At 39.2% G+C, this 22,191-nt stretch carries 23 protein-coding genes and 2 pseudogenes; 9 read left to right on the top strand and 16 right to left on the bottom strand.

The window, feature by feature from the left end; genetic code table 11:
- Positions 1 to 23: 23 nt before the first annotated feature.
- The 6 genes from MKP09_RS26060 to MKP09_RS11855 form a co-directional block, all read right to left on the bottom strand.
- Complete coding sequence (locus MKP09_RS26060; RefSeq protein WP_262915341.1) at positions 24 to 371, bottom strand: TSUP family transporter; 348 nt, start codon at positions 369 to 371, stop codon at positions 24 to 26.
- Positions 365 to 754 (bottom strand): TSUP family transporter, encoded by a 390-nt coding sequence (locus MKP09_RS26055; protein WP_262915340.1) that lies wholly within the window; start codon positions 752 to 754, stop codon positions 365 to 367. The genes MKP09_RS26060 and MKP09_RS26055 overlap by 7 nt, the downstream gene beginning before the upstream one ends.
- A 30-nt stretch (positions 755 to 784) precedes the next feature.
- Positions 785 to 1,468, bottom strand: coding sequence for a molybdopterin molybdotransferase MoeA (locus MKP09_RS11870; protein ID WP_240830225.1), 684 nt, complete (start codon positions 1,466 to 1,468; stop codon positions 785 to 787).
- A gap of 74 nt (positions 1,469 to 1,542) precedes the next feature.
- Positions 1,543 to 1,968 (bottom strand): MoeA family protein, encoded by a 426-nt coding sequence (locus tag MKP09_RS11865; RefSeq protein WP_240830224.1) that lies wholly within the window; start codon positions 1,966 to 1,968, stop codon positions 1,543 to 1,545.
- Between the two features lie 168 nt (positions 1,969 to 2,136).
- Complete coding sequence (gene moaA, locus MKP09_RS11860) at positions 2,137 to 3,018, bottom strand: GTP 3',8-cyclase MoaA (RefSeq protein ID WP_240830223.1); 882 nt, start codon at positions 3,016 to 3,018, stop codon at positions 2,137 to 2,139.
- A gap of 144 nt (positions 3,019 to 3,162) precedes the next feature.
- Positions 3,163 to 3,984, bottom strand: coding sequence for an MOSC domain-containing protein (locus MKP09_RS11855; protein ID WP_240830222.1), 822 nt, complete (start codon positions 3,982 to 3,984; stop codon positions 3,163 to 3,165).
- A gap of 237 nt (positions 3,985 to 4,221) precedes the next feature.
- Between MKP09_RS11855 and mobA the strand changes: the two genes are divergently transcribed.
- Entirely contained in the window at positions 4,222 to 4,725 is a 504-nt protein-coding gene (mobA, locus tag MKP09_RS11850; protein WP_240830221.1) for a molybdenum cofactor guanylyltransferase, read from the top strand.
- A 62-nt stretch (positions 4,726 to 4,787) separates the two neighbouring features.
- On the opposite strand, the gene MKP09_RS28080 is transcribed toward mobA, so the two are convergent.
- From MKP09_RS28080 to nirB, 8 genes and pseudogenes are all read right to left on the bottom strand, one after another.
- Positions 4,788 to 4,982, bottom strand: coding sequence for a rubredoxin (locus tag MKP09_RS28080; RefSeq protein ID WP_394801071.1), 195 nt, complete (start codon positions 4,980 to 4,982; stop codon positions 4,788 to 4,790).
- A 29-nt stretch (positions 4,983 to 5,011) separates the two neighbouring features.
- Entirely contained in the window at positions 5,012 to 6,280 is a 1,269-nt protein-coding gene (locus tag MKP09_RS11845) for a rubredoxin (RefSeq protein ID WP_240830220.1), read from the bottom strand.
- The gene (locus tag MKP09_RS11840; protein WP_240830219.1) at positions 6,280 to 9,870 is read right to left on the bottom strand and encodes a nitrate reductase; all 3,591 of its coding nucleotides are present in this window, start codon (positions 9,868 to 9,870) and stop codon (positions 6,280 to 6,282) included. The genes MKP09_RS11845 and MKP09_RS11840 overlap by 1 nt, the downstream gene beginning before the upstream one ends.
- Before the next feature lie 140 nt (positions 9,871 to 10,010).
- Positions 10,011 to 11,318, bottom strand: a complete 1,308-nt coding sequence (locus tag MKP09_RS11835) for a NarK family nitrate/nitrite MFS transporter (protein WP_240830214.1) — start codon at positions 11,316 to 11,318, stop codon at positions 10,011 to 10,013.
- 49 nt (positions 11,319 to 11,367) lie between these two features.
- On the bottom strand, positions 11,368 to 11,775 hold the full coding sequence (locus MKP09_RS11830; protein WP_240830213.1) for a hypothetical protein: 408 nt from the start codon (positions 11,773 to 11,775) through the stop codon (positions 11,368 to 11,370).
- Positions 11,776 to 11,900: 125 nt separating this feature from the next.
- Positions 11,901 to 12,685 (bottom strand): annotated as a pseudogene (locus tag MKP09_RS11825) (formate/nitrite transporter family protein).
- 175 nt (positions 12,686 to 12,860) lie between these two features.
- Entirely contained in the window at positions 12,861 to 13,235 is a 375-nt protein-coding gene (nirD, locus tag MKP09_RS11820; protein WP_240830209.1) for a nitrite reductase small subunit NirD, read from the bottom strand.
- A gap of 116 nt (positions 13,236 to 13,351) precedes the next feature.
- Positions 13,352 to 15,868 (bottom strand): nitrite reductase large subunit NirB, encoded by a 2,517-nt coding sequence (nirB, locus tag MKP09_RS11815; protein WP_240830208.1) that lies wholly within the window; start codon positions 15,866 to 15,868, stop codon positions 13,352 to 13,354.
- A gap of 197 nt (positions 15,869 to 16,065) precedes the next feature.
- Between nirB and cobA the strand changes: the two genes are divergently transcribed.
- The 8 genes and pseudogenes from cobA (at position 16,066) to MKP09_RS28885 (ending at position 20,603) form a co-directional block, all read left to right on the top strand.
- Complete coding sequence (gene cobA / locus MKP09_RS11810) at positions 16,066 to 16,827, top strand: uroporphyrinogen-III C-methyltransferase (RefSeq protein WP_240830207.1); 762 nt, start codon at positions 16,066 to 16,068, stop codon at positions 16,825 to 16,827.
- A gap of 44 nt (positions 16,828 to 16,871) precedes the next feature.
- The gene (locus tag MKP09_RS11805) at positions 16,872 to 17,393 is read left to right on the top strand and encodes a Crp/Fnr family transcriptional regulator (protein ID WP_240830206.1); all 522 of its coding nucleotides are present in this window, start codon (positions 16,872 to 16,874) and stop codon (positions 17,391 to 17,393) included.
- Entirely contained in the window at positions 17,333 to 17,554 is a 222-nt protein-coding gene (locus MKP09_RS27380) for a helix-turn-helix domain-containing protein (protein ID WP_317235336.1), read from the top strand. Before MKP09_RS11805 ends, MKP09_RS27380 begins: the two co-directional genes overlap by 61 nt.
- Positions 17,555 to 17,660: 106 nt before the next feature.
- Positions 17,661 to 18,152, top strand: coding sequence for a BON domain-containing protein (locus MKP09_RS11795; RefSeq protein ID WP_240830205.1), 492 nt, complete (start codon positions 17,661 to 17,663; stop codon positions 18,150 to 18,152).
- A 100-nt stretch (positions 18,153 to 18,252) separates the two neighbouring features.
- On the top strand, positions 18,253 to 18,672 hold the full coding sequence (locus MKP09_RS11790; protein WP_240830204.1) for an SH3 domain-containing protein: 420 nt from the start codon (positions 18,253 to 18,255) through the stop codon (positions 18,670 to 18,672).
- Between the two features lie 273 nt (positions 18,673 to 18,945).
- Positions 18,946 to 19,284 (top strand): hypothetical protein, encoded by a 339-nt coding sequence (locus MKP09_RS11785; protein WP_240830203.1) that lies wholly within the window; start codon positions 18,946 to 18,948, stop codon positions 19,282 to 19,284.
- A 100-nt stretch (positions 19,285 to 19,384) separates the two neighbouring features.
- On the top strand, positions 19,385 to 19,603 hold the full coding sequence (locus tag MKP09_RS11780) for a hypothetical protein (protein ID WP_240830202.1): 219 nt from the start codon (positions 19,385 to 19,387) through the stop codon (positions 19,601 to 19,603).
- 311 nt (positions 19,604 to 19,914) lie between these two features.
- Positions 19,915 to 20,603, top strand: a pseudogene (locus tag MKP09_RS28885) (DUF2130 domain-containing protein).
- Here the strand turns inward: MKP09_RS28885 and MKP09_RS11765 are convergent.
- Together MKP09_RS11765 and MKP09_RS11760 are read right to left on the bottom strand one after the other, a co-directional pair.
- A complete protein-coding gene (locus MKP09_RS11765; RefSeq protein ID WP_317235335.1) occupies positions 20,600 to 21,169 on the bottom strand; it encodes a YiiX/YebB-like N1pC/P60 family cysteine hydrolase in 570 nt (189 codons plus the stop codon). The pseudogene MKP09_RS28885 and the gene MKP09_RS11765 sit on opposite strands and share 4 nt — an antisense overlap.
- Positions 21,170 to 21,545: 376 nt before the next feature.
- Positions 21,546 to 22,160 (bottom strand): 4'-phosphopantetheinyl transferase family protein, encoded by a 615-nt coding sequence (locus tag MKP09_RS11760; RefSeq protein ID WP_240830198.1) that lies wholly within the window; start codon positions 22,158 to 22,160, stop codon positions 21,546 to 21,548.
- Positions 22,161 to 22,191: the final 31 nt, after the last annotated feature.

Here is a 22,191-nt window from a genome sequence, read left to right as displayed (position 1 = left end):
GCTGGTTCAATAAAAATTGTTACTCATACAAACAATAATTTATACACTGCTAACAACAACACTGTGGACAAAACATATTTCAACACATCCTGCTTAAACTTGATCGATCCATAATAAGCGCCCAAAAGCCCACCAGCAAACGCAACAATTACATACCAATACATATCCGCAGTAAACTGTACCCCTTTAGTTAACTGGCCGGCGAGACCGGACATAGAATTTACAAAAATGAATAATGCGCTTATCGCCGCAGATTCTTTCATATTCGCCCAACGCAGCAGCAGCAATATTGGTGACAGAATAATGCCGCCGCCAATACCAATCAATCCTGATAAAAATCCGATAAAAGCACCCAGGAAAACAGCTAACAATGCGTTATGCTTTTTTGTAACCAAATTATTGATGTTTCTAAAAAAAGAAATCGTGCAATAGGTATGAGCAAAAGCAAACCCAATATTTTTTTATAAAAAGAAGCATCCACGGCAATAAGTCCACCTAAAAAAGCCAGCGGTATAGAGGCTAAGGCAAACGGGAGGAACAGCTTCAATTTGAAATAACCTCCGCGGTAAAATTGTATAAAGGAAACCAAGGACACAAACAGGTTTAGCAACAGCGCGGTTGGCTTCATCACATCCGTAGCTACGCCAAAAATAGCCATCAAGGCCAGATAACCGCTGGCGCCGCCATGCCCAACCGAAGCATATAAAAATGCTACAATAAAAAGAAGTACATAAAATAAATAAGTAAAGTCCATGGTGAAATAGTGAATGATGAATAGTGAATATTAAACAGGTAACAAATAGAAAAAAACATTTTCGCCAGGCTGATAAACTCTGGATGCTTCACCAAGCTCAATCAAACAATTGGCTTTAGCGAAAGATCGTAAACGGTAAGACTCTTGCGCTTCCAGTATTTCAACCGTGTCCCCATCGTAAAAACCTTTTAAAAAATGCACAAACTGGTGTGTTTTGTTATACTGATTTTTTAAAGTTGCTTCTTCCCTTTTTAGTTGAACTGATCGTCTTGTTAAACTTTCAAGAACAAGCAAAACATATTGATAAAAACAGGTTAATACCGACGAAGGATTACCTGGCAAACCAAATACAACCTTTTCTTTTTGCTTACCGAAAAATAAAGGCTTGCCGGGCCTTTGCTTCACTTTGTGAAAGATTGTCTTTACATCACAGGCTTCTGCTGCTTTTACTACAAAATCATAATCACCAACACTTACGCCACCAGTGAGTAACACCACATCTGAAGCGGATAATGTATTATTCAATATATCTGTTAATTGCTCAAGGTCATCATCCGCATAACAAATACTCACATCGCTTATACCTGCTGTTTGTAGCGCTGCTGCCAATGTAAATGAGTTTGACTCATAAACCTGTCCATATTGCAAAGGCATTCCAGGCACTTGCAATTCCTTGCCGGTAACAATAATACTTACTTTAGGTTGAGGATACACGCTTACTTTGTCAATACCTATTCCTGCAAGTAAACCAATTGCCGCCGGTGTCAGTAATGAACCAGCATCTAAGGCTAATGCTCCTTTTTTATTTCAGAACCTACAAGGCGCACATTACTACCCTTCAGCAATTTTTCATCTTCAATCAAAAGCTCGAATTGGTTTACAGAAGTCTTCTCTTGCATCACAACAGTATCTGCCCCTTCGGGCAAAGGCGCTCCTGTAAAGATTCTTGCAGCTTCGCCATTTTTAATATGGAGTTCTTTATCAGCGCCTGCCTGAAGTTCCCCTACAATGTTTAATGGCTGATTTTTGCTGCTGCTGTCGTAAGCAAAAGCATAGCCATCCATCGCCGACTGCGCAAAGCCCGGCACATCATCAGGAGCAAACACATCTTTCGCCAATACTTTGCCAGCCGCATCTGCCAGCAACATTCGTATCGGATCTAATACAGATACATGATCCTTTATTATATTTTTTGCTTCTGAGACAGTAATCATACCAATGTTCTTAATGATTTTGGGGCTTCGACAAGCTCAGCCTGACAGATATTCGATAATTAAAACGATATTAACCGCCAATTGCTATCATACTTCTATTAACCACTTCATCGCTATTTAAAGCTTCAAACGACTTCGTAAACTGGCCACCTAACGCTGCGGCTTTCCTCATAATATTTTTTTAATAAAATCGATAACGTCTTCTCCATTGCGCATTGCTGTTAAAAGATCTGTTTCGTCTTTTGCAAAAAGGCAGTTCTTTAACTTTCCATCTGCAGTAATGCGTATCCGATTACATGAATCGCAAAAAGGTGCGCTCATGGTACTTATCACCGAAAAAGTTCCTGCATGGCCCGGCACTATATAACCTTTTGAAGTATCATGCTGATCATTTTTTAATGGTAAAAAGGAATAAACTGTTGATGCTTTTTCCAACATCTGCTGCCATGTAAAGACTTTGTTGCTCGTCCATTTATTGCCGGAGAAGGGCATAAATTCTATAAACCTCACATGCACAGGCATATATTTCGTCCATTCTATAAAATCAACAATTTCATCCTCGTTTAAACCAGCCATTATAACAGCATTCACTTTTACATGTACGCCCATTTTCAACATCAACTCAATATTATTTTTTACTGTATAAAAACTATTCCTGCGCGTGATTAGTTGAAATTTATCAGCCTGTAAAGTATCCAGGCTAATATTAACAGAACCGATGCCAGCCTGTTCCAACGTATCCTTGAACTCATGAAGCCGAACACCGTTTGTGGTAAGAGTTAAGGTTACCGGCAACTTGCCCAACGCTGAAATAATCTGCGCAGCATCTTTTCTTATAAGTGGCTCACCACCTGTAAGTCGAATCTTATTGACACCAAGATCAACAAACACTTTAGCCAGCTTTTCAATCTCGCTAGGTTGCATTAAAGAGGCTGGAGGAGAAAACGAATATTCCTCTTCGGGCATACAATAAAAGCAACGAAAATTGCAGTTATCCGTAAGCGAAATTCGTAGATAATTATGAACACGGTTATATTGATCTATAAGCATTGAGCTTTTTTACGCTTTAAATTTTCCATGATTAATGTTCCCGTAGATTTTAGGCAGATTAAAAACATCGCAGATTTCGTAAATACGTTTTCTAAAAATCTGCGCAACATATCAGCGGATATCTGCGGAACAATTCCTCTGATTTTAAAAAGTCAAATGTGGTTGCCGTTCAAGAACCTTCAATTCATCACCCACATTTATTTGTCCTTGTTTATTAAATAAAATGTTCTGCCCAAAACATATCCTCTTGTTTAGCGTTCTGTATGCAGCTAATGTTTTGAGCGGTTCTTTTGCCTGTTGCGCAGTTTCCTGATCGATGGTTGTCATCACACATCTTGCGCAAGATTTGACTGCATAAAAATGGATTCCATTTATTTCAAACACCTTCATTGTATCTTCCTCAAAAGGTACTCCACCAGCAAAAACAATATTCGGCCTAAAGCGGTTCATCGGCAAAGGCAGAGCCAGTCTACCATTCAGATCCTGAAGCGATGATTCACCAATCATTAACACGGGATATCCGTCGGAAAAACTTGTTATGTCATCCTGAATAGCAAATGCATGATCTACCGGACGTCGCACCTGATCTGGCATATAAACCAACCGACAATTGGTTCCCAGCTTTTCAGAAAACCATTTATCTGCATCTTTACTTACCAATAATCCTTCACTCTCGTCCTTAAAAAGATGTACCGTACATTGCGCTCCTGTCACAGGTTTTAAATCCAGTTCCAATACATCACCGCTGTTTCTTTTTTCAAAAACAAATAATTTATCTCCAGAAATAACAGGCTGAAGTAAAGCCATCTTAGGAATTTCACGTTGAGAAATAAACCGGTTGCTTTCATCTATTAACACAAACCGCCTGTCGTGCTGAAATCCTCTGTCTGTTAATACTGCGCATTCAATCTTAATGCCTCCAAGCGATTTTATCGGGTATATGTTTAGTTGACTTATCAAAAGCATGAGTTGAATGTACTATTTTTTTACAGTTGAAAAGTTGACATGTTTATAAGTTGATAAGGATTTTTCCTCTTTTAACTTTTCAATCTGTAAACTTACTAACTTCAACTTTATTAAAATCTCAGTTATGATCGGTCTTATACTTTGTGGCGGGCAAAGCACCAGAATGGGCAGCGATAAAGGCCTTTTAAAAAAGGTACGGTCAATTGGGTTTTGATCGCAGCAGAGAAACTAAACGCCTTGGACCTGAAGGTTAAAGTGTCGATCAACTTAACTCAATCAGCGGTTTATTCCGACCTCATAAAAAGTGTTGAATTAATAACAGATAATACAACGCTTCCGGTGAAAGGCCCGCTGCTCGGTATTTTGAGCGCTCATATTGCATACCCGACAGAAGATATTTTTGCCTTTGCCTGCGACATGCCTCAAATGGACTCTTTTTTGCTCAAAGAACTTTACGACCAGTCATTCAAGCACAAAGCCGATGCTTTTATATATACCAATGAAGGCGAAGCAGAACCGCTTTGTGCTATATATTCAGCGGCTGGCCTGCAACAAATTATCACAATGATGAAGCAAGGCGAATTAAAGAAATTCAGTATGAAGTTTATCCTTGATCATCTCACTTTATTTACCATACCAGTAGAAGAACACAATAAAAAATATTTTCAAAATTATAATGCTCATGCCGATTTTAATGGACAGCCTCACCCTCAACCCCTCTCCAAAGGAGAGGAGAGTTAGACTCTGATGATGGAGAAGTCATATTTCCATTTTAATAATTCTGTTCATTTAAAAAAAAATTCTTATTTCATTTCCTGAAAACTCAATGTATCAACTGTTACACGCTTAAATTCTCGCTTTGGTGCTTCGCATACCGGGCAACAATAAGCATCTGCCAAACTTCTAAACTCAACACCAGGTTCAATATTATTTTCCGGATCTCCATATCTATTATCATATACACTAAGACATTGCTGGCATTGATAAAGGGAAGCAATCTTTTCAGGCTTCCCCTTTTGTCCCGTTTCTATGTTAGTTGCGAAGGCAATATCTTTTTATTTCGGTTTTTATAGAACCATAAAACTGCTTTTTGAAGTTCTGAAGCAAGATGCAAGCGGCTGATATTGCTAATAAATATTGTACCGGTTCTTTCGTTCGGATTGAAATCTTTCGCACACAAAATATCATACACATGAAAAATCTCTTTTCCAAATAATTCAAATAAAGGCTTACGCCGGATCAATATCGAACTAAATATCTCACTCTTCTTCTGAGTTTTTATACCAATGCAAACGCCAAAAGTACGTGCATCAAAAGTGTTCAGCTTTTGAACCAAATAATTTTTAAGCTTCCGGGCGGCGTAATCATTATCCTGCACCTGAAAATTCAATTCGTTTGCCGGGTGGCGCATATTTATCTGATGCTTATCAAGCAGGTCGCCCCATAGTTGCTTGTCCGTTTCTTCAATACCTTTTATAATGACAGATTTCCATGGAGTGGAACAGAGCTGCCCAACTTTAGTATCTAAGCAAAGCCTACAAAGATTTTTCAGGAATGCAACCGGGAACATTTCACTACGGCGATATACACCCAGCCAATATTTATTGTTGTGACGATTCAACCCTTCATAATAAGGTAGATTAAAATCGGGGAGTACCATCTTACCGCTTACCGGTTTGGTAATAAACTGGTCCGTCTTGATAAGACTAAATAGTTTCTCACCGTTAACTATTTCCTTATCTATAAATTGATCTGGAAACCTATAAATAATGGATTCAATTTCTTTTGAAAGATTGGAGACATCATTTGTATAAACCATTTCGTTCCACTCGAACACGCTGTTTGTTTTTGGAAAGCGAATAAATAGATGCCAGAAATGTGGTACACTGGGAGACGCGACCCAATTTATATTTCCCGTAAGTAAAGGCGTAAAACTTTGATTGCTGTCAGATATATTTATCTTAAGTTTTGGGTTATGATCTAACTCATCAAGAATATCTTTATACACGCCTTCGCCCAGCCAGGTATTATTAATAAACACTTCTTCAGCAGGATAAGAACTTACAATATTGGGATGATCATCTTTATCGATTTCATAAATAATATCAAGCGCATCCAGGTTTGCAGCAAGTTTATCAACCAAGCCGCCTTCAACATCTATAAGCAATTGTTGCCTCAAACCAAAACGCACCTGCTTTACACCCCACTGCGAAGCGATGTTTAAAATATCCATCAGCTCGCCAGGCGATATAATGCCTCCTTTAAAATTGATTTTTACAGTATGATGATTTTTCATCAGGCGCTTATTTTTTCAGCTTCCTTATTTTCTTTCGGTGAAAGGCATACTATTTTTTCCAATATATTTTTTACTTCGGGTCTGCAACTGCCGCAGCCCATACCTGCACCACTAAGCTGACATAATTGCAAGTGGTCTTTACATCCTTCATTTATCCTATTTACTAAATTTCCTTCTCCCACATTATTGCAGCTACACACTAATTTCCCTAACACTGGCTCAGCGGCTTTTCCCGAACGAAGTAGTTGCAGCCGCTTTTCGCTCAGTTCAATTTTATTTTCAATGAGATTTCTAAATTCAAGAAACTCATTTTTATCCCCGATGAGTATGGCGCCTATCAAACGATCATTATGAATGATGCATTTTTTATAGTATCGTTTTGCTTTATCAATAAACACAACTTCTTCGTAAGCCGGATCATTCGGGCATTCTACTTCGCCAAAAGAACAAAGGTCAGCACCATGTATCTTTAAAATATTCATCAACAAAGTGCCATCGTAATAAATGGAAATATTACCGTTTAGATACTGTGTTACAATTTCAGCTTGTTGTTCTGCGGCGGCAGTAATACCGTATAATAGCCCTTTAAACTCTGCTATTTCACCAATAGCAAAAATGTCAGGATCGCTGGTTTGTAAATATTCATTCACAACAACGCCTCTTTTGCAATCAAGTCCGCAGGCTTTTGCGATTTCAATATTGGGTGTTGTGCCAATAGCAATTACTACTGTGCTACAATCGATCGTCAAACCGCTTTTCAACTTAATTCCAGTTACATCACCAGTACCTAAAAAGCGTTCTATCTCATCGTTATAATAAATGTCAATGCCTTTATCTTTCAGCTCTTCATGCAACAACTGACTTCCAAGTGGATCTAATTGCCTGTTCATTAAACGCGAGGTGCGTTGAATAACAGTTGCCTTAATATTGATTTCACGAAGCGAAGCAGCCAGTTCGATACCCAGCAAACCACCGCCAACTATCACTACTCGTCCACCAACTTCAGTAGTATGTTGTAAAAAACGATCAGCATCGGTTCTGTTGCGCATCGTGAAAATACCTTTCATACCGGGCAAGTCTCTTAATAAAGCAGAACGGCTTCCGGTGGCTAATATCAGTAAATCGTATTGATGTAAATTACCATTACTGTCAACAACGGTTTTGTGCTCTTTATCAATTGTATCAATACTTACACCTCTGTGAAGTTTAATATTATATTCATACTCTTCTTCATCTGTCATCTTTACCAGGTTATCCCATTTAAGCGAACCGGTAATATAATCGGGCAATAGCACACGGTTATAAAAAGGAAAAGCCTCTTTGCTAAATACTTCTATTTCGTCTTCTGCATTAATAGCACGATAAGATTTTACAAACCCACATGCGCCAGCACCTGCGCCAATAACAATAACTTTTTGTTTCGGCTTTTTATAGGCGCTTACCTCAACTGCCGAATATTTATAATCAGGTTCTTTGCTTTTGGGATCAAGCAGATTGTTTGTAATATTGTTTGCGCGGTTAAGATCATTGTTTAAGATCTTACCCCAATGCATGGGCAAAAACACAACACCCTTTTTTATATCAGTTGATAGTTTAGCTTTTACGCGAACCTCGCCACGGCTGCTTTTTATAACCACCAGCGCGTCCTCACCAATGCCCCTTTGTATTGCATCTTCGGGATGTATTTCAAGAAATGATGAGGATATATGTTGCTTTAATTTGTTCACCTTTCCTGTTTTGCTCATCGTATGCCACTGATCGCGAATACGTCCGGTTGTAAGCACAAGCGGAAAATCAGGAGTTAATGCTTCGGAACGGTTATTATCTTCAAATGAATGAATAATGGCTTTTGCAGAAGGTGTATAGAATTTCTTGTCAGTAAATAAACGTTTAGTACCTGAAGCCAATTCGTTATCGCTATGCGCATTTAAATGTAGTTGGGTAAACGGCCATTGCACCGTCAATCTCTTTTTAAGTATTTCATAAGTGAGCGCACTCATATCAACATTCGTACCTTTTGTAAGTGCTGCATGCTCGTCAAAGATTTCAGAAAAATTTTTATAGTCAAAGCCGTGATAACCCATCTTTTGGGCAAAGCGACAAATGATTTCAGCATCTGGTAAAGCTTCGCCCGGTGCATCTAAAATTTTATTGAGATAACTGATCCTTCGCTCGGCATTGGTCATAGTGCCTTCTTTTTCTGTCCACGCAGCGGCAGGTAAAATGACATCAGCATATTGCAAAGTTTCCGGCTTGTTACTTATCTCTTGCACTACTACAAACTTTGCTTTCTTCAAAGCAGCTTCTGCTTTTCGTACATCGGGAAGGCTAATCAGCGGATTCGTGCAAAGTATCCAGATTGCTTTTAACTTACCGCTTTCCAAGGCATCAAACATTTCGGTAGCAGTAAGTCCTGGCTTTGCAGAAATTGTGCCTTTGGGAATATTCCAAAACTCTTCAACTTCTGCGCGATGCGATTCATTAGAAAGTTCGCGATGCGCCGGTAAAAGATTGGATAATCCGCCCACTTCTCTACCGCCCATTGCATTGGGTTGACCAGTGAGCGAAAGCGGACCAGAACCGGGCTTGCCAATATGGCCAGTGATCAGGTTAAGGTTGATAAGCGATAAGTTTTTATTAACGCCAACAACACTTTGATTCAAACCCATTGTCCACATGGTAATAAATCCTTTGGCATTGCCAATATAAGCAGCGGCCTCTCTGATCTGATCTTCTTCAACACCACAAATTACAGCGGCTTCAGCAATGGTTCTTTCAAAAACAATATTTCGATATTGATCAAATCCTTCAGTATTGTTTTTTATAAAAGCTGAATCGATATCACCGTTTTCGATCAATGCCCTTCCTATGGCATGATGCAGCGTAATATCTGTTCCGGGATTTAATTGCAGATACACGTTGGCCGCAGAACAGGTTTGTGTTTTTCGCGGATCGCTTACAATAATTTTCAGATCAGGATTCTTTTCCCTGGCCGCTTCTACCCTTCTCCATAAAATAGGATGACACCATGCGGGATTGGCGCCTGCTACAAAAATGGTATCTGCAATTTCAAGGTCATCATAACTTACAGGAACACTGTCTTCACCAAGGCTCATTTTATAACCCACCACAGCGCTGCTCATGCACAGCCTTGAATTGGTATCAATATTGTTACTGCCTATAAACCCTTTGATCAATTTGTTTACAACATAGTATTCTTCTGTAAGGCATTGTCCCGAAGCATAAAATGCAACAGAGTCGGGACCATACTTTTCGATAAAAGTTTTAAAAACAGCAGCGGTTCTTTCCAAAGCCGCATTCCACGAAACTCTTTGCCTTGGCTGGTTTCGGCCATATCTCATTTCGGGATAAAGTATGCGATCACTGGTATCGTTGGCGGTGTAGTGAAGATTCATGCCCTTACTACATAGCATGCCTTTGTTTACAGGATGATCTGTATTACCTGAAACATTGAGTCTTCCGAGTTTGTCTTTTGTAACTTTAATGCCACAGCCTACGCCGCAGTAACAACAAGTAGTAACAGCCTCTCCCCCAGCCCCTCTCCGGGGGAGAGGGGAGTCAGACTCCAATTCTTGATTGTTTATTTTTTCTTTGCTTTGAATAGTATTGAGTTTATTGTCGTCGTTTAAATAGGTTCAGTTATATACATCAGTTGAAGAGTGCGACGCAAGGAAGATGATTTATGTTTATTGCTGGGTTCATAAAAATATTATTGCGTAACCGGTTCTAAAGCAACAGCAGGAGTTTCAGCGTGTTTAACTTTAGCGAATTTTGTAAGCAATATTATAAAGGACACTAACACAACAATAACACCGATATAACTAAATGCCTGTGCGTAAGTAATAGTTGAGCTTTTAAATAAGAAGCCGAACAACATGCCACCTACATTTCCACCGGCGCCGACAACACCGCTTACCAACCCGATATTTTTTTCGTTTATAAAAGGCGTGATTGCATAAGTGGCGCCATTAGCCATTTTCAGAAACAGCGCGAATGAAAGCATTGAAATAATGGCTAATGTAAGTGATCCGGCCATAGCGAAGAGTATAAGACCAATACCTTCGAGCAACAAGACAATCGCTAATAAAATTCCCTTGCCGCGCATACCATAAGTCTTTCCAACACGGTCCGCAAAGATGCCACCCAATGCGCGTGCAAATAAATTCATTAAACCAAATACACCAGCCCAAAGCCCCGCAGACTGCTGATCGAGATTATATTCCTGAACGAAATGAAGCGCAGCAATATTATCAAAAGTAATCTCCATGCCAAAACATACGGCATAAGCCAGTGTTAACGCCCATATTCGCCAGTCTTTTAGAACACTGTAATCTGTTTTTACTTTTACTTTGGCTGCTCTTTCGATTTCATCAAAGTTTCCTTCTGGTGTATCTTTTGTAAAGCGGTAATACAAAAAAGCCGCAACAAGCATCATAATGCCAGGCGCGATCATCGCATAACGCCAGGCTTCGTCGCTTGTGTAACCAAAACCTACAATTGCCGCGAATATGATCGGCATCACTATATTGGTAACTCCGCCACCAAGATTGCCCCAACCTCCGGCGACTGCGTTGGCAGTGCCTTTGATGGCTGGAGCAAACATCATTGAAGTATGAAATTGAGTAATTACAAAAGACGCACCGATAACACTTATGGCCAACCTGAAAAGAAGAAATGAAGTATAACTTTCTGCCAATCCAACACACATTACAGGTATAGCACCAATAAGCAATAAAGCGGTATAGGTTTTTCTGGGGCCCCATGTATCACACAATCTGCCCATTAGTAAGCGCGCTACTATCGTACCCGAAACGGATGCTATTATGATATTTCCTATCTGAGATTTATCTAACTGTAGATTTTCTTTGATGGTTGGCATCAATGGCGCCAAACCAAACCATCCAAAAAAGCAAACAAAAAATGTGAACCAGGTAATGTGAAAAGTGCGCATTTGTACACCTTTCAAAGAAAGGACATTCAACTTAGTTAACGGCTTAGTATTAACATCGTTCATCATTAAAATTATTTTTTGTTAGTAATACGTTTAAGGAATTGGTAAGAGCTGCTCAGAATTTATAACCAGCACCGATACCTACAGCCCAACGGCCATCGCTGCTTGTAGTTTTAGCATTGTAATAAACAGGCACCTGCAAAGCGAGATGCTTGTATGCAAAACAGATGCCTGCTCCGAGTGATGGCGTTAGGGTCGAATTCTTTTTAGCACCTTCAGCAACCTTATCTTCTTTTATTCTAAGAGAAGGAAGCATACCCAAAGCAATGACACATGGCTTTTTAGCATATTTAATGCAAGGGCCTCCAAAATTGACAAAAGCTCCTTTGTCTGCATAACCCGCTATTATCATTCCATCCCATAAAGCGGGTTTTATTTTAGCTGAATTATCATTTTGAGCATTTACATTTTGTGCAATAGGTAGCATCGTAATAAGAACGATCAGGTATTTTGATAATGTCATGTGGTACTTTTTATTTCTTATAGTTATCACATAGAATCCTCCATGTGCTTATTTTCTTAAAACTGAACAAAGCGGTAGCTACAGGTGTAAATGCACCAGTCATACTTTTGATAAAATCCGAAAGATTAAGCGACCTTCTGCAATCCGGCCACCGGAGATTCCTGCTGTTTACTATATGTATAATAAATGGCGATCCCCGTAAATAAAAGTCCGCCAACAATGTTACCAAGTGTTACAATGAGTTGGTTGTATAGCCACCAGTCTGATAACGTAACATTTGCGCCGAATAACATTCCTGTAGGTATCACAAACATGTTCACCACTGCATGTTCATAACCAAGCGCAAAGAATATAAATATGGGAATGCCCGCTGTTATTACTTTTCCAATAGTTGATTTAGAAGTCAGCGCCATTACAACACCCATACATACCATCCAGTTGCAAAGGATAGCTTTTACAAATGAAGAAAAAAATCCGGCAGCGCCATTCTGAGCATATCCTATTGTTTTCTTTTCGGCTACTGTAACAATCATTTGCTCGATGGCGCCCAGGTTATTTTCAGTGCCTGTTACAGAAGTTGCCAGCCAATACAAAACACCGTATAATACACTACCGATAAGGTTTCCCACAAAAACCCAGAAAAGATTTTTTAACATCGCCGATGCTTTTATTTTTTATCAATAAAAGCTAAAGGCACCAAAGCAAAACTTCCTGTTACAAGTTCAAGACCCAACAAAACGATCACAATGAATCCAACCGGGAAAACTAATGCACCAATAATTGGTAGCTTTGTTTGTGTTACTGCCGAAAAAGCAAGCGTAACAGAAATCGCAAGTAAAGCGCCGGAGAGACAGCCTCTTATCAAGAGATCCTTAACCGGCAACGCTACTTTTGCCAAAGCGGTTTCCATCATTTTACCTGCAACTTCTTTAGGAGATACATAGTCCATAATGGTTATTTTTTTGGTTTAGAGAATAGATATATTTTTTTGTTTGACCTCACCCCCAGCCCCTCTCTCCAAAGGAGAGGGGAGTAAGAACCTGACATTTTGAAACTCACTTTATGATGCTTTGAGCAAGTATAAATCAAGGCTCTTTTGTGTCTACTTTAATAAAGACGGTTCCGTTTTCTACTTTTACCGGATATGTTTTTATATCACATTCATCGCCGCTTAAACATTGTCCTGTAACAAGCGAAAAAGTTTTTTTGTGAAAAGGACACGCTACTTTAGGCTCCTCATTTTTTGAGCCTAACATGCCACGGCTTAAAGCCATCTGCTTTTTATGAGGACATAGATTTTGAGTTGCATACCACTCATTGCGCCTTGTAAAATAAAAAAGTGCAATTTGTTCATTACCGTGTTTAACGCATACGCCACCATTTATAACAGCATCTTCAACGCTGCAGGCAGCAAACCAATGTTCTTTAGTTAAGGATATTTGCTGATTATCGTAAATCATATTAAAAGAATTAGTTAAGAGGTTTAAAAATTTCTTAAGAGACAAGACTGTGCATTCAAATCCGCTTCCAGACCTCACCCCAGCCCCTCTCCAAAGGAGAGGGGAGCGAACTTCGGCTATGAAACAGCAATTGGCTTATTCCATTCCGCTGCTTTTTTCTGGCCCCTGAATGTGTCGAATTGTACAGTAGGATCTTTTTCCTGCGGAGCATTTACAAAATGATTGAACCTTTTTCTTATTTCAGGATTTTCAATTGCGGCTTTCCATTCGCATTGATAATTATCAACAAGTGTTTGCATTTCTTTTTCCAATTCATCAGCAATACCCAATGAATCGTGTACTACAACATTGCGCAGATAATCAATACCGCCTTCCATTTTGTTCAGCCAGGTTGCAGTTCGTGTAAGTGGGTCGGCAGTTTTGATATAGAACATTAGAAAACGATCTATATATTTAATACATGTATCAGAATCCAAATCTGTAGCAAGTAACAAAGCGTGCTGAGGCTTAGAGCCACCATTGCCACATACATACAGGTTCCAGCCTTTTTCTGTTGCAATAATTCCAAAGTCCTTTGATTGCGCCTCGGCACATTCCCTGATGCAACCCGAAACTGCTGATTTTATTTTGTGCGGAGCACGTAACCCACGATAACGTTCTTCAACCCTTATAGCATAACTCACGCTATCATGCAAACCGAACCGACACCAGGTACTCCCCACACAACTTTTTACGGTACGAAGCGCTTTTCCATAAGCATGTCCACTTTCAAATCCGGCTTCGATCAATTCTTCCCAGATCAAGGGAAGATCGCTAACATGAGCGCCAAACATATCAATGCGCTGGCCGCCGGTTATTTTAGTGTAGAGATTGTATTTTTTCGCCACCTGTGCAATCACCAATAATTTATCTGGCGTTATTTCTCCACCAGGAATACGTGGTACTACTGAGTAAGTTCCTCCTTTTTGTATGTTAGCTAAAAAACGGTCATTTGTATCCTGAGAAGTTGCATTTTCCTTTTTTACAATCAACTCATTCCAAAGACTGGCAATAAGGGAACTTATCGCCGGGCGGCATGTTTCACAACCATCCCCTTTACCAAGCTCATCAAGCACGGTATCGAAACTGTGCAGATCTTTCATCTTAATTAAATCATACAACTCCTGCCTGGAATAATCAAAGTGTTCGCACAAAACATTTCGAACCATTTTCCCCTGCTGCTTCATGGTGTGCACCATAATATCTTTCACCATTGGTGCACAACCTCCACAACCCGTTGCTGCCTTGGTGCATTTTTTAATGGCGTCTACTGTTTCACAACCCGATTCAGTTACGGCATTACAAATATCCAGCTTCGTCACACCTTCGCAACTACAAATTAATGCATCATCAGGCAAAGCCACGACACCTGCGCCTGCGTCGCTTTTCCCCTCTTTTCCTTTTATGATAAGATCCATCGGATCGGGAGGAAGCGCCATTTTATTCTTGCATATCTGCAGTAACATATTGTATGCATCGGCATCGCCAACCAATACTCCTCCTAACAATTCTTTACCATCGTTAGAGAAGTTGATTCTTTTATAAATACCCTGATGATTATCCCTGAACACAATTGTCTTTGCCTCTTCGCCAGCAATAAATGGATCTCCAAAACTGGCCACATCTACACCAATCAACTTTAGCTTAGTGCTCATATCAAAACCAGGAAATTCTTTTTCTGAGCCAGCAAGTCTTGTTGCTGTCACCTCAGCCATTTCATAGCCAGGCGCCACCAAACCATATACCATTGAATTATGCAGCGCACACTCCCCAATTGCATAAATGTTTTCATCGCTTGTCAACATGGAGTCGTTCACAACAATCCCACCTCTTGGACCAACCGTTAATCCGCAAGCGCGCGCTAGTTCATCACGCGGCTTGATACCTGCCGAAATGATTAGCATATCTGTACTTAAAATGGAACCATCAGTAAATATCATTCCACTGATCTTTTCATTACCCAAAATAGCTGCTGTGTTTTTTCCTGTATGTGTGGTAATGTTGAGATCCTTTAATTTCTGTATTAATATCTCGGAACCTGCCTCGTCTATCTGGCGCGGCATTAACCTTGGAGCAAATTCAATAACATGGGTATCTTTTATACCCAGGTCAAGGCAGGCTTTTGCAGCTTCCAGACCAAGCAAACCACCACCAATAACAACGGCAGTTTTTGTTACGGGTGCGTGGCGCCAGATCATATTCAGATCTTCAATGGTTCTATACACAAAAACGCCATGTTTGTCTACCCCGGGAATTGGTGGCACGAAAGCAGCTGAGCCGGTAGCAAAAATGAGATAATCGTAGGTCAGCGTAAGACCGTCAAAAGACGTGACCGTTTTTTTATCCCGATCAATATCTTGTACCGGATCTCCAAGACGAAGGTCAATCCCGTTTTCTTCATACCATTTTACGGGTTGAAGCGTGAGGTCATCGACTGTTTTACCGGCAAAGTACGAGCTCAGATGAACACGATCGTAAGCTGCTAATGTCTCTTCACCAAATACAGTTAGTTGCAGGTTCGAAATACTTTTCGAGAGTAATTTTTCGCAGAATTTTTGGCCAACCATGCCATTTCCGATAACAACAACTTTCATTAAATGTCGTTTTAAGTTTTAAAAAATGGCAGGCAATCGATTATATTAAAATTTATTCTATATGATATATTTCCGATAACAAGGCAAATATTTTAGAATAATTATTAATTTAATATGTCAAATATAATATTATTATCTACATAATTAGTATATTTGACAATATATTTATTATATATATTTATTAATAATGTTTATATATGGCAAAATTGATCTTAATAGGAGCTGGCCCTGGAGACCCGGAATTGATTACTTTAAAAGCTGTTAAAAAATTGTACGAAGCAGACGTGATATTGCATGATGCATTAGCAAATGATGCGTTGTTAGAGCATTGCAAACCCGGTTGTATAAAACAGTTTGTAGGGAAAAGATATGGCTGTCATGCGTTGAGCCAGTCGGAAATTAACAATCTGATTTTAGAATATGCAAATAAATTTGAATGTGTTGTCCGGCTTAAGGGTGGTGACCCTTTTGTATTTGGAAGGGCATGGGAAGAAATAGAGACTGCACAAAATGCAGGGATAGCCGTTGAAGTAGTACCAGGTATATCAAGCGCATTGGCTGTGCCTGCATCTCAAATGATTCCGGTAACCGCAAGAGGCACGAACGAAAGTTTTTGGGTAATTACAGGCACTACCCGAAAAGGAGATATTTCTACCGATATAAAATTAGCTGCGCAATCCAGCGCTACTGTTGTTATACTAATGGCCATGAGTAAATTGGAAGCCATAACGGAAATCTTTAGCGAATATGGCAAAGGAAATACACCGGCAGCCATCATTCAAAATGGAACCTTACCAAATGAAAAAATAGTAACCGGACACGTTAAAGACATTTACTTCAGAGCCCAGCATGCGGGCCTTGAAAACCCGGCAGTTATTATTATAGGCGAAGTGGTTACGCTTCCGCAGCAGCTTACTTCGCAAAAGAAGATCAAAGAAATTTTGTATAGTTTGAAGTAAAATACGTTCAGGCCTAGTGAAGATTCTGTTATCTTTATCAAGATATGCGCCCAAAAAAGACTAACAGTATTGACAATTCATTTTTATATAAACACTGCATAAAAGAGTGGTGGCCAGCCCTTGAAGCCAATCTTGAAATACTTCACTATAAAAAAGGAGCAATTATTTTTTCTGAAGGCAGCCCTGTAACCGGAATCTATTTTATGCTTAGTGGCGTTGCTAAAGTGCATAAACACTGGGATGAGAATAAAGAACTTATCATTCGCTTCGCGCACAACCAGGATATTTTAGGTCATCGAGGGTTAAGTACAATTTCCGCACAATATCCCATTACTGCTACTGCATTATCGCCCGTTACGCTTTGCTATACCAGTCTTGAATTTTTTGAAGCAACATTTAAAGTAAATAAGGATTTTGCCTATCATTTTATGATGTTCTTGGCCGATGAATTACAATCATCTGAAATCAGGATGCGTAATCTTGCACACATGACTGTGAGAGCCAGATTAGCAAACGCTTTGTTGGCACTGGAAAAAAGTTTGGAAAAAACGAAAAAGGTTTTATAGCCTTTCCGGTAAGCAGACAAGATATTGCAGCGTATATAGGGACAGCCTATGAAACAATTTATAAATTTCTTAACGAGTTTAGTGAGCAGGCCTATATTAAAACTGATGGAAAAAACATCGCTCTACTAGACTATAATGCCATTTCAAAGGCTATCTGTTAATATTGCAACAAATTAGGGAAATAAATCACCTCCCCGTTTAATTGGCACTGAATTCGATTGCGTTAGTTTGGTACTTATTTTACAAACTACTAAACTGAATGAAAACATGAAAAGAATTCTTGCTTTAATCGCAATTGTCGCATTCACTTTTGCTCTTCCATCATGTAAAGGAAAAAGTGATGCTGATTTAAAAACTGCTGCAGAAGCCGCACTACAATCAAACCCAGATTTAACCACCGTTATGGTTGACGTCAAAGATGCGGTAGCAACTATTTCCGGTGAAGTAAAAGATCCGGCAACACAATCTGCGGCAGAATCTGCAGTAAAGAGCGTTGAGGGTATTAAAAGCGTTGAAAATCTTACAAGCCCCGCTCCTCCTCCATTACCTGTTGCGCCTGTTACAATAAGCGCTGATGATTCGCTAACAACGGCTGTGACAGATGCTATAAAAGATCATCCAACTGTATCGGCTTCAGTAGCTGGTGGAATTGTAACGTTAACGGGCGAAATTTCCAAAGATGACCTAAAAGTGTTAATGCAGAAAGTGCAAGCTACTAAACCTAAAAAAGTTGATAGCAAAGGTCTGACCGTTAAATAAAGATCAGCATTGTTAACCATGCTGAAGTGTGCGACGCAATTTTGTTGCCTCATGCACACAGTTGGCTAAAAACAATAAATAATAACCAAAAAAATTCACTATGGCACTTCAGGAAAAATATCAGGCTTTGGTTGATGCAGCGAACGCAGCAGGAGTTTCAAACCTTGCAGTGAGAGAACAAGACGGCGTTTTATATATTGATGGTGCAGCCCCAAGTGGTGCTGTTAAAGATCAGCTTTGGGATATCTATAATCAGATCGATCCCAATTATGCGAGTGGTGATCTTATCTTAAATGTAAATGCAAATGCAGAAATAGGAAGCCAGGTAAAAGTAATCACCCAGGATTCAAATCTTAATATCAGAAAGGGCCCGGGCACCGATCAACCCATTGTTGGCAAAGCCGCAAAAGACGAAGTTATTACACTAGTAAGTAAAGCAAATGACCTATGGTGGTCAGTTAGAACTAATGATGGAGAAGAAGGTTACGCATACGCGCAATACCTTGAACCCATTGCATAGTTGGTCCTCATTCTAAACTAATACATATTTAAAAAGCTCCCGATGACGGAGCTCTTAAATATGCCCAAAAAGATACTTTATGATTTTAACTCATTTTAAGATTTCAACGTTTTTATTTAGAAATAATAAGGGATACATTAACGAAGCTTTTATATCTAAATAATAATAATAAACGTTTATATAAGTAGACGCGTTCATTAACTAGTAATAAATTTCAAAATCAATATTTAAAAAAAGAACACAATTAAATTGTTAACTCTAAAACCACATATCATGAAAAAATTTGCAACAAAATTCGTATTGGTAGCAGCTTCTACATTTGTAATGGGTACAGTAATGGCACAGACGGACACGACACAAACTCCGCAGCCTGATACAACTCAGACTCCCACTCCTGAACCTACTGAGCCAACGGATACAACAAGTACTCCGACACCTCCAACAGCAATGATGGATTCAAGTGCCTCAGCAGATTCAAGTGTTTCAAATAAAACAGTTTCACTGGCAGCACAATTCAGCCAGTTCAACAATACCTTTTATGCGATCACGAATAAAGAACTGTTGAGTGCTAAACAATATGACATGAAAGCTGAAGAAGAAAAGGAAGCTTAACCAGTATTACTGATTTAGCTAGTTGCAATAGCCATTCGCCAACGCGAATGGCTATTGTTTTATAAAAACAATCGTAAGTTTGGCAATAACAATAAGGATTATGTCGACAAAAATAAAGTGCCCCAATTGCAGCAATGAGTTTGAACCAAACGAAGCGATTCGCGAAGAAGTAGAAAAAGAATTGCGTGCAAAAATCACAGACTGGCAAAAGAAAAAAACAGAAGAACATCTATCTGAATTACAAAAAAAGAACAGGAATGGCAGGACAAATTACAGCTGGAGAAATCTTCATTGCAGAAACAATTGGAAGAACAGCTGAGAAAAACCATTACAGGCGATTATGAAAACAAATTGTCTTTGTTGCAGAAATCTAATGAAGAAAACGAAGAAAAGCTCAAACTTTCGAGACAACGAGAAACTGAATTTTTAAAACAACAGCAGGAACTAAAAAACAAAGAAGCTGAACTAGAACTCACTATTCAAAAACAATTAAGTGAAGAAAGAGAAAAGCTTTCAGAGAGCCTCCGAAAAATTGAAACAGAAAAGTCGGCACAAAAAGAAACAGAATACCAGCTTAAATTAAGAGAGCTGGAAAAGCAACTGGAAGATCAGAAAAAACTGGCTAACGAGATGAAGCGCAAAGCCGAACAAGGTTCCATGCAATTGCAAGGCGAAAGCCAGGAATTAGCGCTTGAAGAACTACTTGCTACAGCTTTTCCATTTGACAGAATTGAAGAAGTAGGTAAAGGTGTGCGAGGAGCCGATTGTATACAAGTAGTAAGAAATAACCTTGGCGCCGATTGCGGCCGAATTATTTGGGAAAGCAAAAGGGCAGAAAATTTTGGCGGTGAATGGATAGAAAAACTAAAAGCCGATATGCGTTCGCTTGGCGCTGATATTGCGATTTTGGTTACACGAAGGTATCCGAAGGACATGGAATGTTTTGGCGAAAAAGATGGTGTTTGGATATGTTCTTTTTCGGAGGCAAAAGCATTGGCCTCTGTTTTGCGTGACGGTATATTCCGAATTTATAATGCCGCAAAAAGCCAGGAAAACAAAGGTGATAAAATGAATATGCTTTACGGATACCTGACCAGTACTGAATTTTCGGAACAATGGAAAGCAATAAGAGAAGGTTTTTAAGTATGAAAATGAGCATACAAAGAGAGCGCGATGCAATGGAACGGCTTTGGAAAGCACGTGAAAAACAGCTGGAAAAAGTGTTGCTTAATGCGACACATATCAGAGGATCGATCGACGGGATCAGCGGATTGGAGAATGTAGACTTGAACTTACTTGACTATGATGACCCCGTTTAAAATTCACCAACAATAAAAATCTTGTTCGACCTGGAAAGCCCGCCGGGATTGCATCCTGGCTGCCCTTCAGGTATCGGCATATTTAACCTTTTGTAATAATTAACCCACACAGGAAAATAAGATGAGGAGCCCGGCTGTTTAAACGTCATGGGATAAAGCTTAAAAAACGGTTTGTTATTATTGGCATACATCAAAGCATCATAAATTAATTCGGAGCAATAGTACTTACCGTTTCCATACAAAAAATCGTGATCGTAAGCAACACCGTTATTTTTATGAATAAATTGAATAGCTGAGGGTATAAACTTTTTATACTGATTTTTTAATCTGCCAATAACTAATGGGTGCTGTGAGCGTTCTCGAAATGAATCCAATAAAACCTTTCTTACACCTGGCCCCATACTTTCCCAAACATAAATCGTATCGTTTAGTTTTTCCACCATGCCTATATGAGAAAACGAATTCCCCTTCCAACCTTTAGTTACGGCTTCAATAGCATCACACATATCGCCGCAATCCAGATTCTGAAAAAGCAGGTCTCCAGTTTTTAAATCATGCTTTGATATTTTCTGTGCATCCGCAATAAATGATGTTGCAAAAAAGGCGATAATTAAAAAAAGATTTTCATCATTCGTGGTTTCAATTTCAACTTGTTAATTACCTAACGTGAGTTTTGGTCTTTGTATTTGATACTCCATGCTAAACGTCGTCATGCCGAGCGCAGCTGAGGCATCTCCATCAATTTAGGAGATTCCTCCACTCCGCTTCGCTACCGGTCGGAATGCCGGTTGTTGATGATTCTATAGTATTTCATAAAAAAATAAACTCACGTTACCTATTGTCGTATATGTGGGATGCCATCTATTTTACAATTGAACTGAGCGTAGCAACGAAGATGCCATTTGTTTATTGTTGGCTAATAAATCCAACTCGTAAATCATATCAGAGCAAAGTTGGTGTATAAATATAACTAAGGCAAATGGGTGGCAAATACTCCAGATGAATATCGATAAGCATATTACGCTTCACAAAATAACATTCCATCAAACTGCGGTCCCTTTTATATTGCTTCAATTGTATATGCTGCTTAAAGTCCACCTCGCCATTTCCATCCCATTTAAATACGGCTTCTTTTGCGCTCCATAATTGCGTCAATTCTTCAATAGTTTGTGGCCGCAACAGCTCATCATCATTGCTAATAAATTTGTGGCGGATCCTTGCTACTTTACTCGTTGGAATTTCTATATCAATTCCCACTCTGTTATTTGTACTAACAATTGCAGCAGCATAATCTCCACAATGCGAAACTGAAAAATGATAAGCCTCGTTAGGTAAAAAAGGTTTTTTGGTATCGGCAATCTGAATAAGATCCGAAGGAAAATCTGCAAACAAATATCTCAACAAAAACCGTCCCGCTAAATGTTGTAACCGTTTATGCGGATGCGTAACATCTCGGTGTAATGGTATTAACTGCTTAAAAAAAGATTCATCTTCTTCTATTTTCCAAATACCCAACCGGGTAGTTTCATTAATATTTTGCTGGTAAAAAACAGGCATGATGAAAAGCACTAAATCCTAAACTCTAAAT

The sequence above is a fragment of the Paraniabella ginsengisoli genome (genome assembly GCF_022513635.1).
Lineage (GTDB): Bacteria > Bacteroidota > Bacteroidia > Chitinophagales > Chitinophagaceae > Niabella > Niabella ginsengisoli.
The sequence above is the reverse complement of the archived record's forward strand: the minus strand, read 5'-3'. Positions and strand labels throughout refer to the sequence as shown.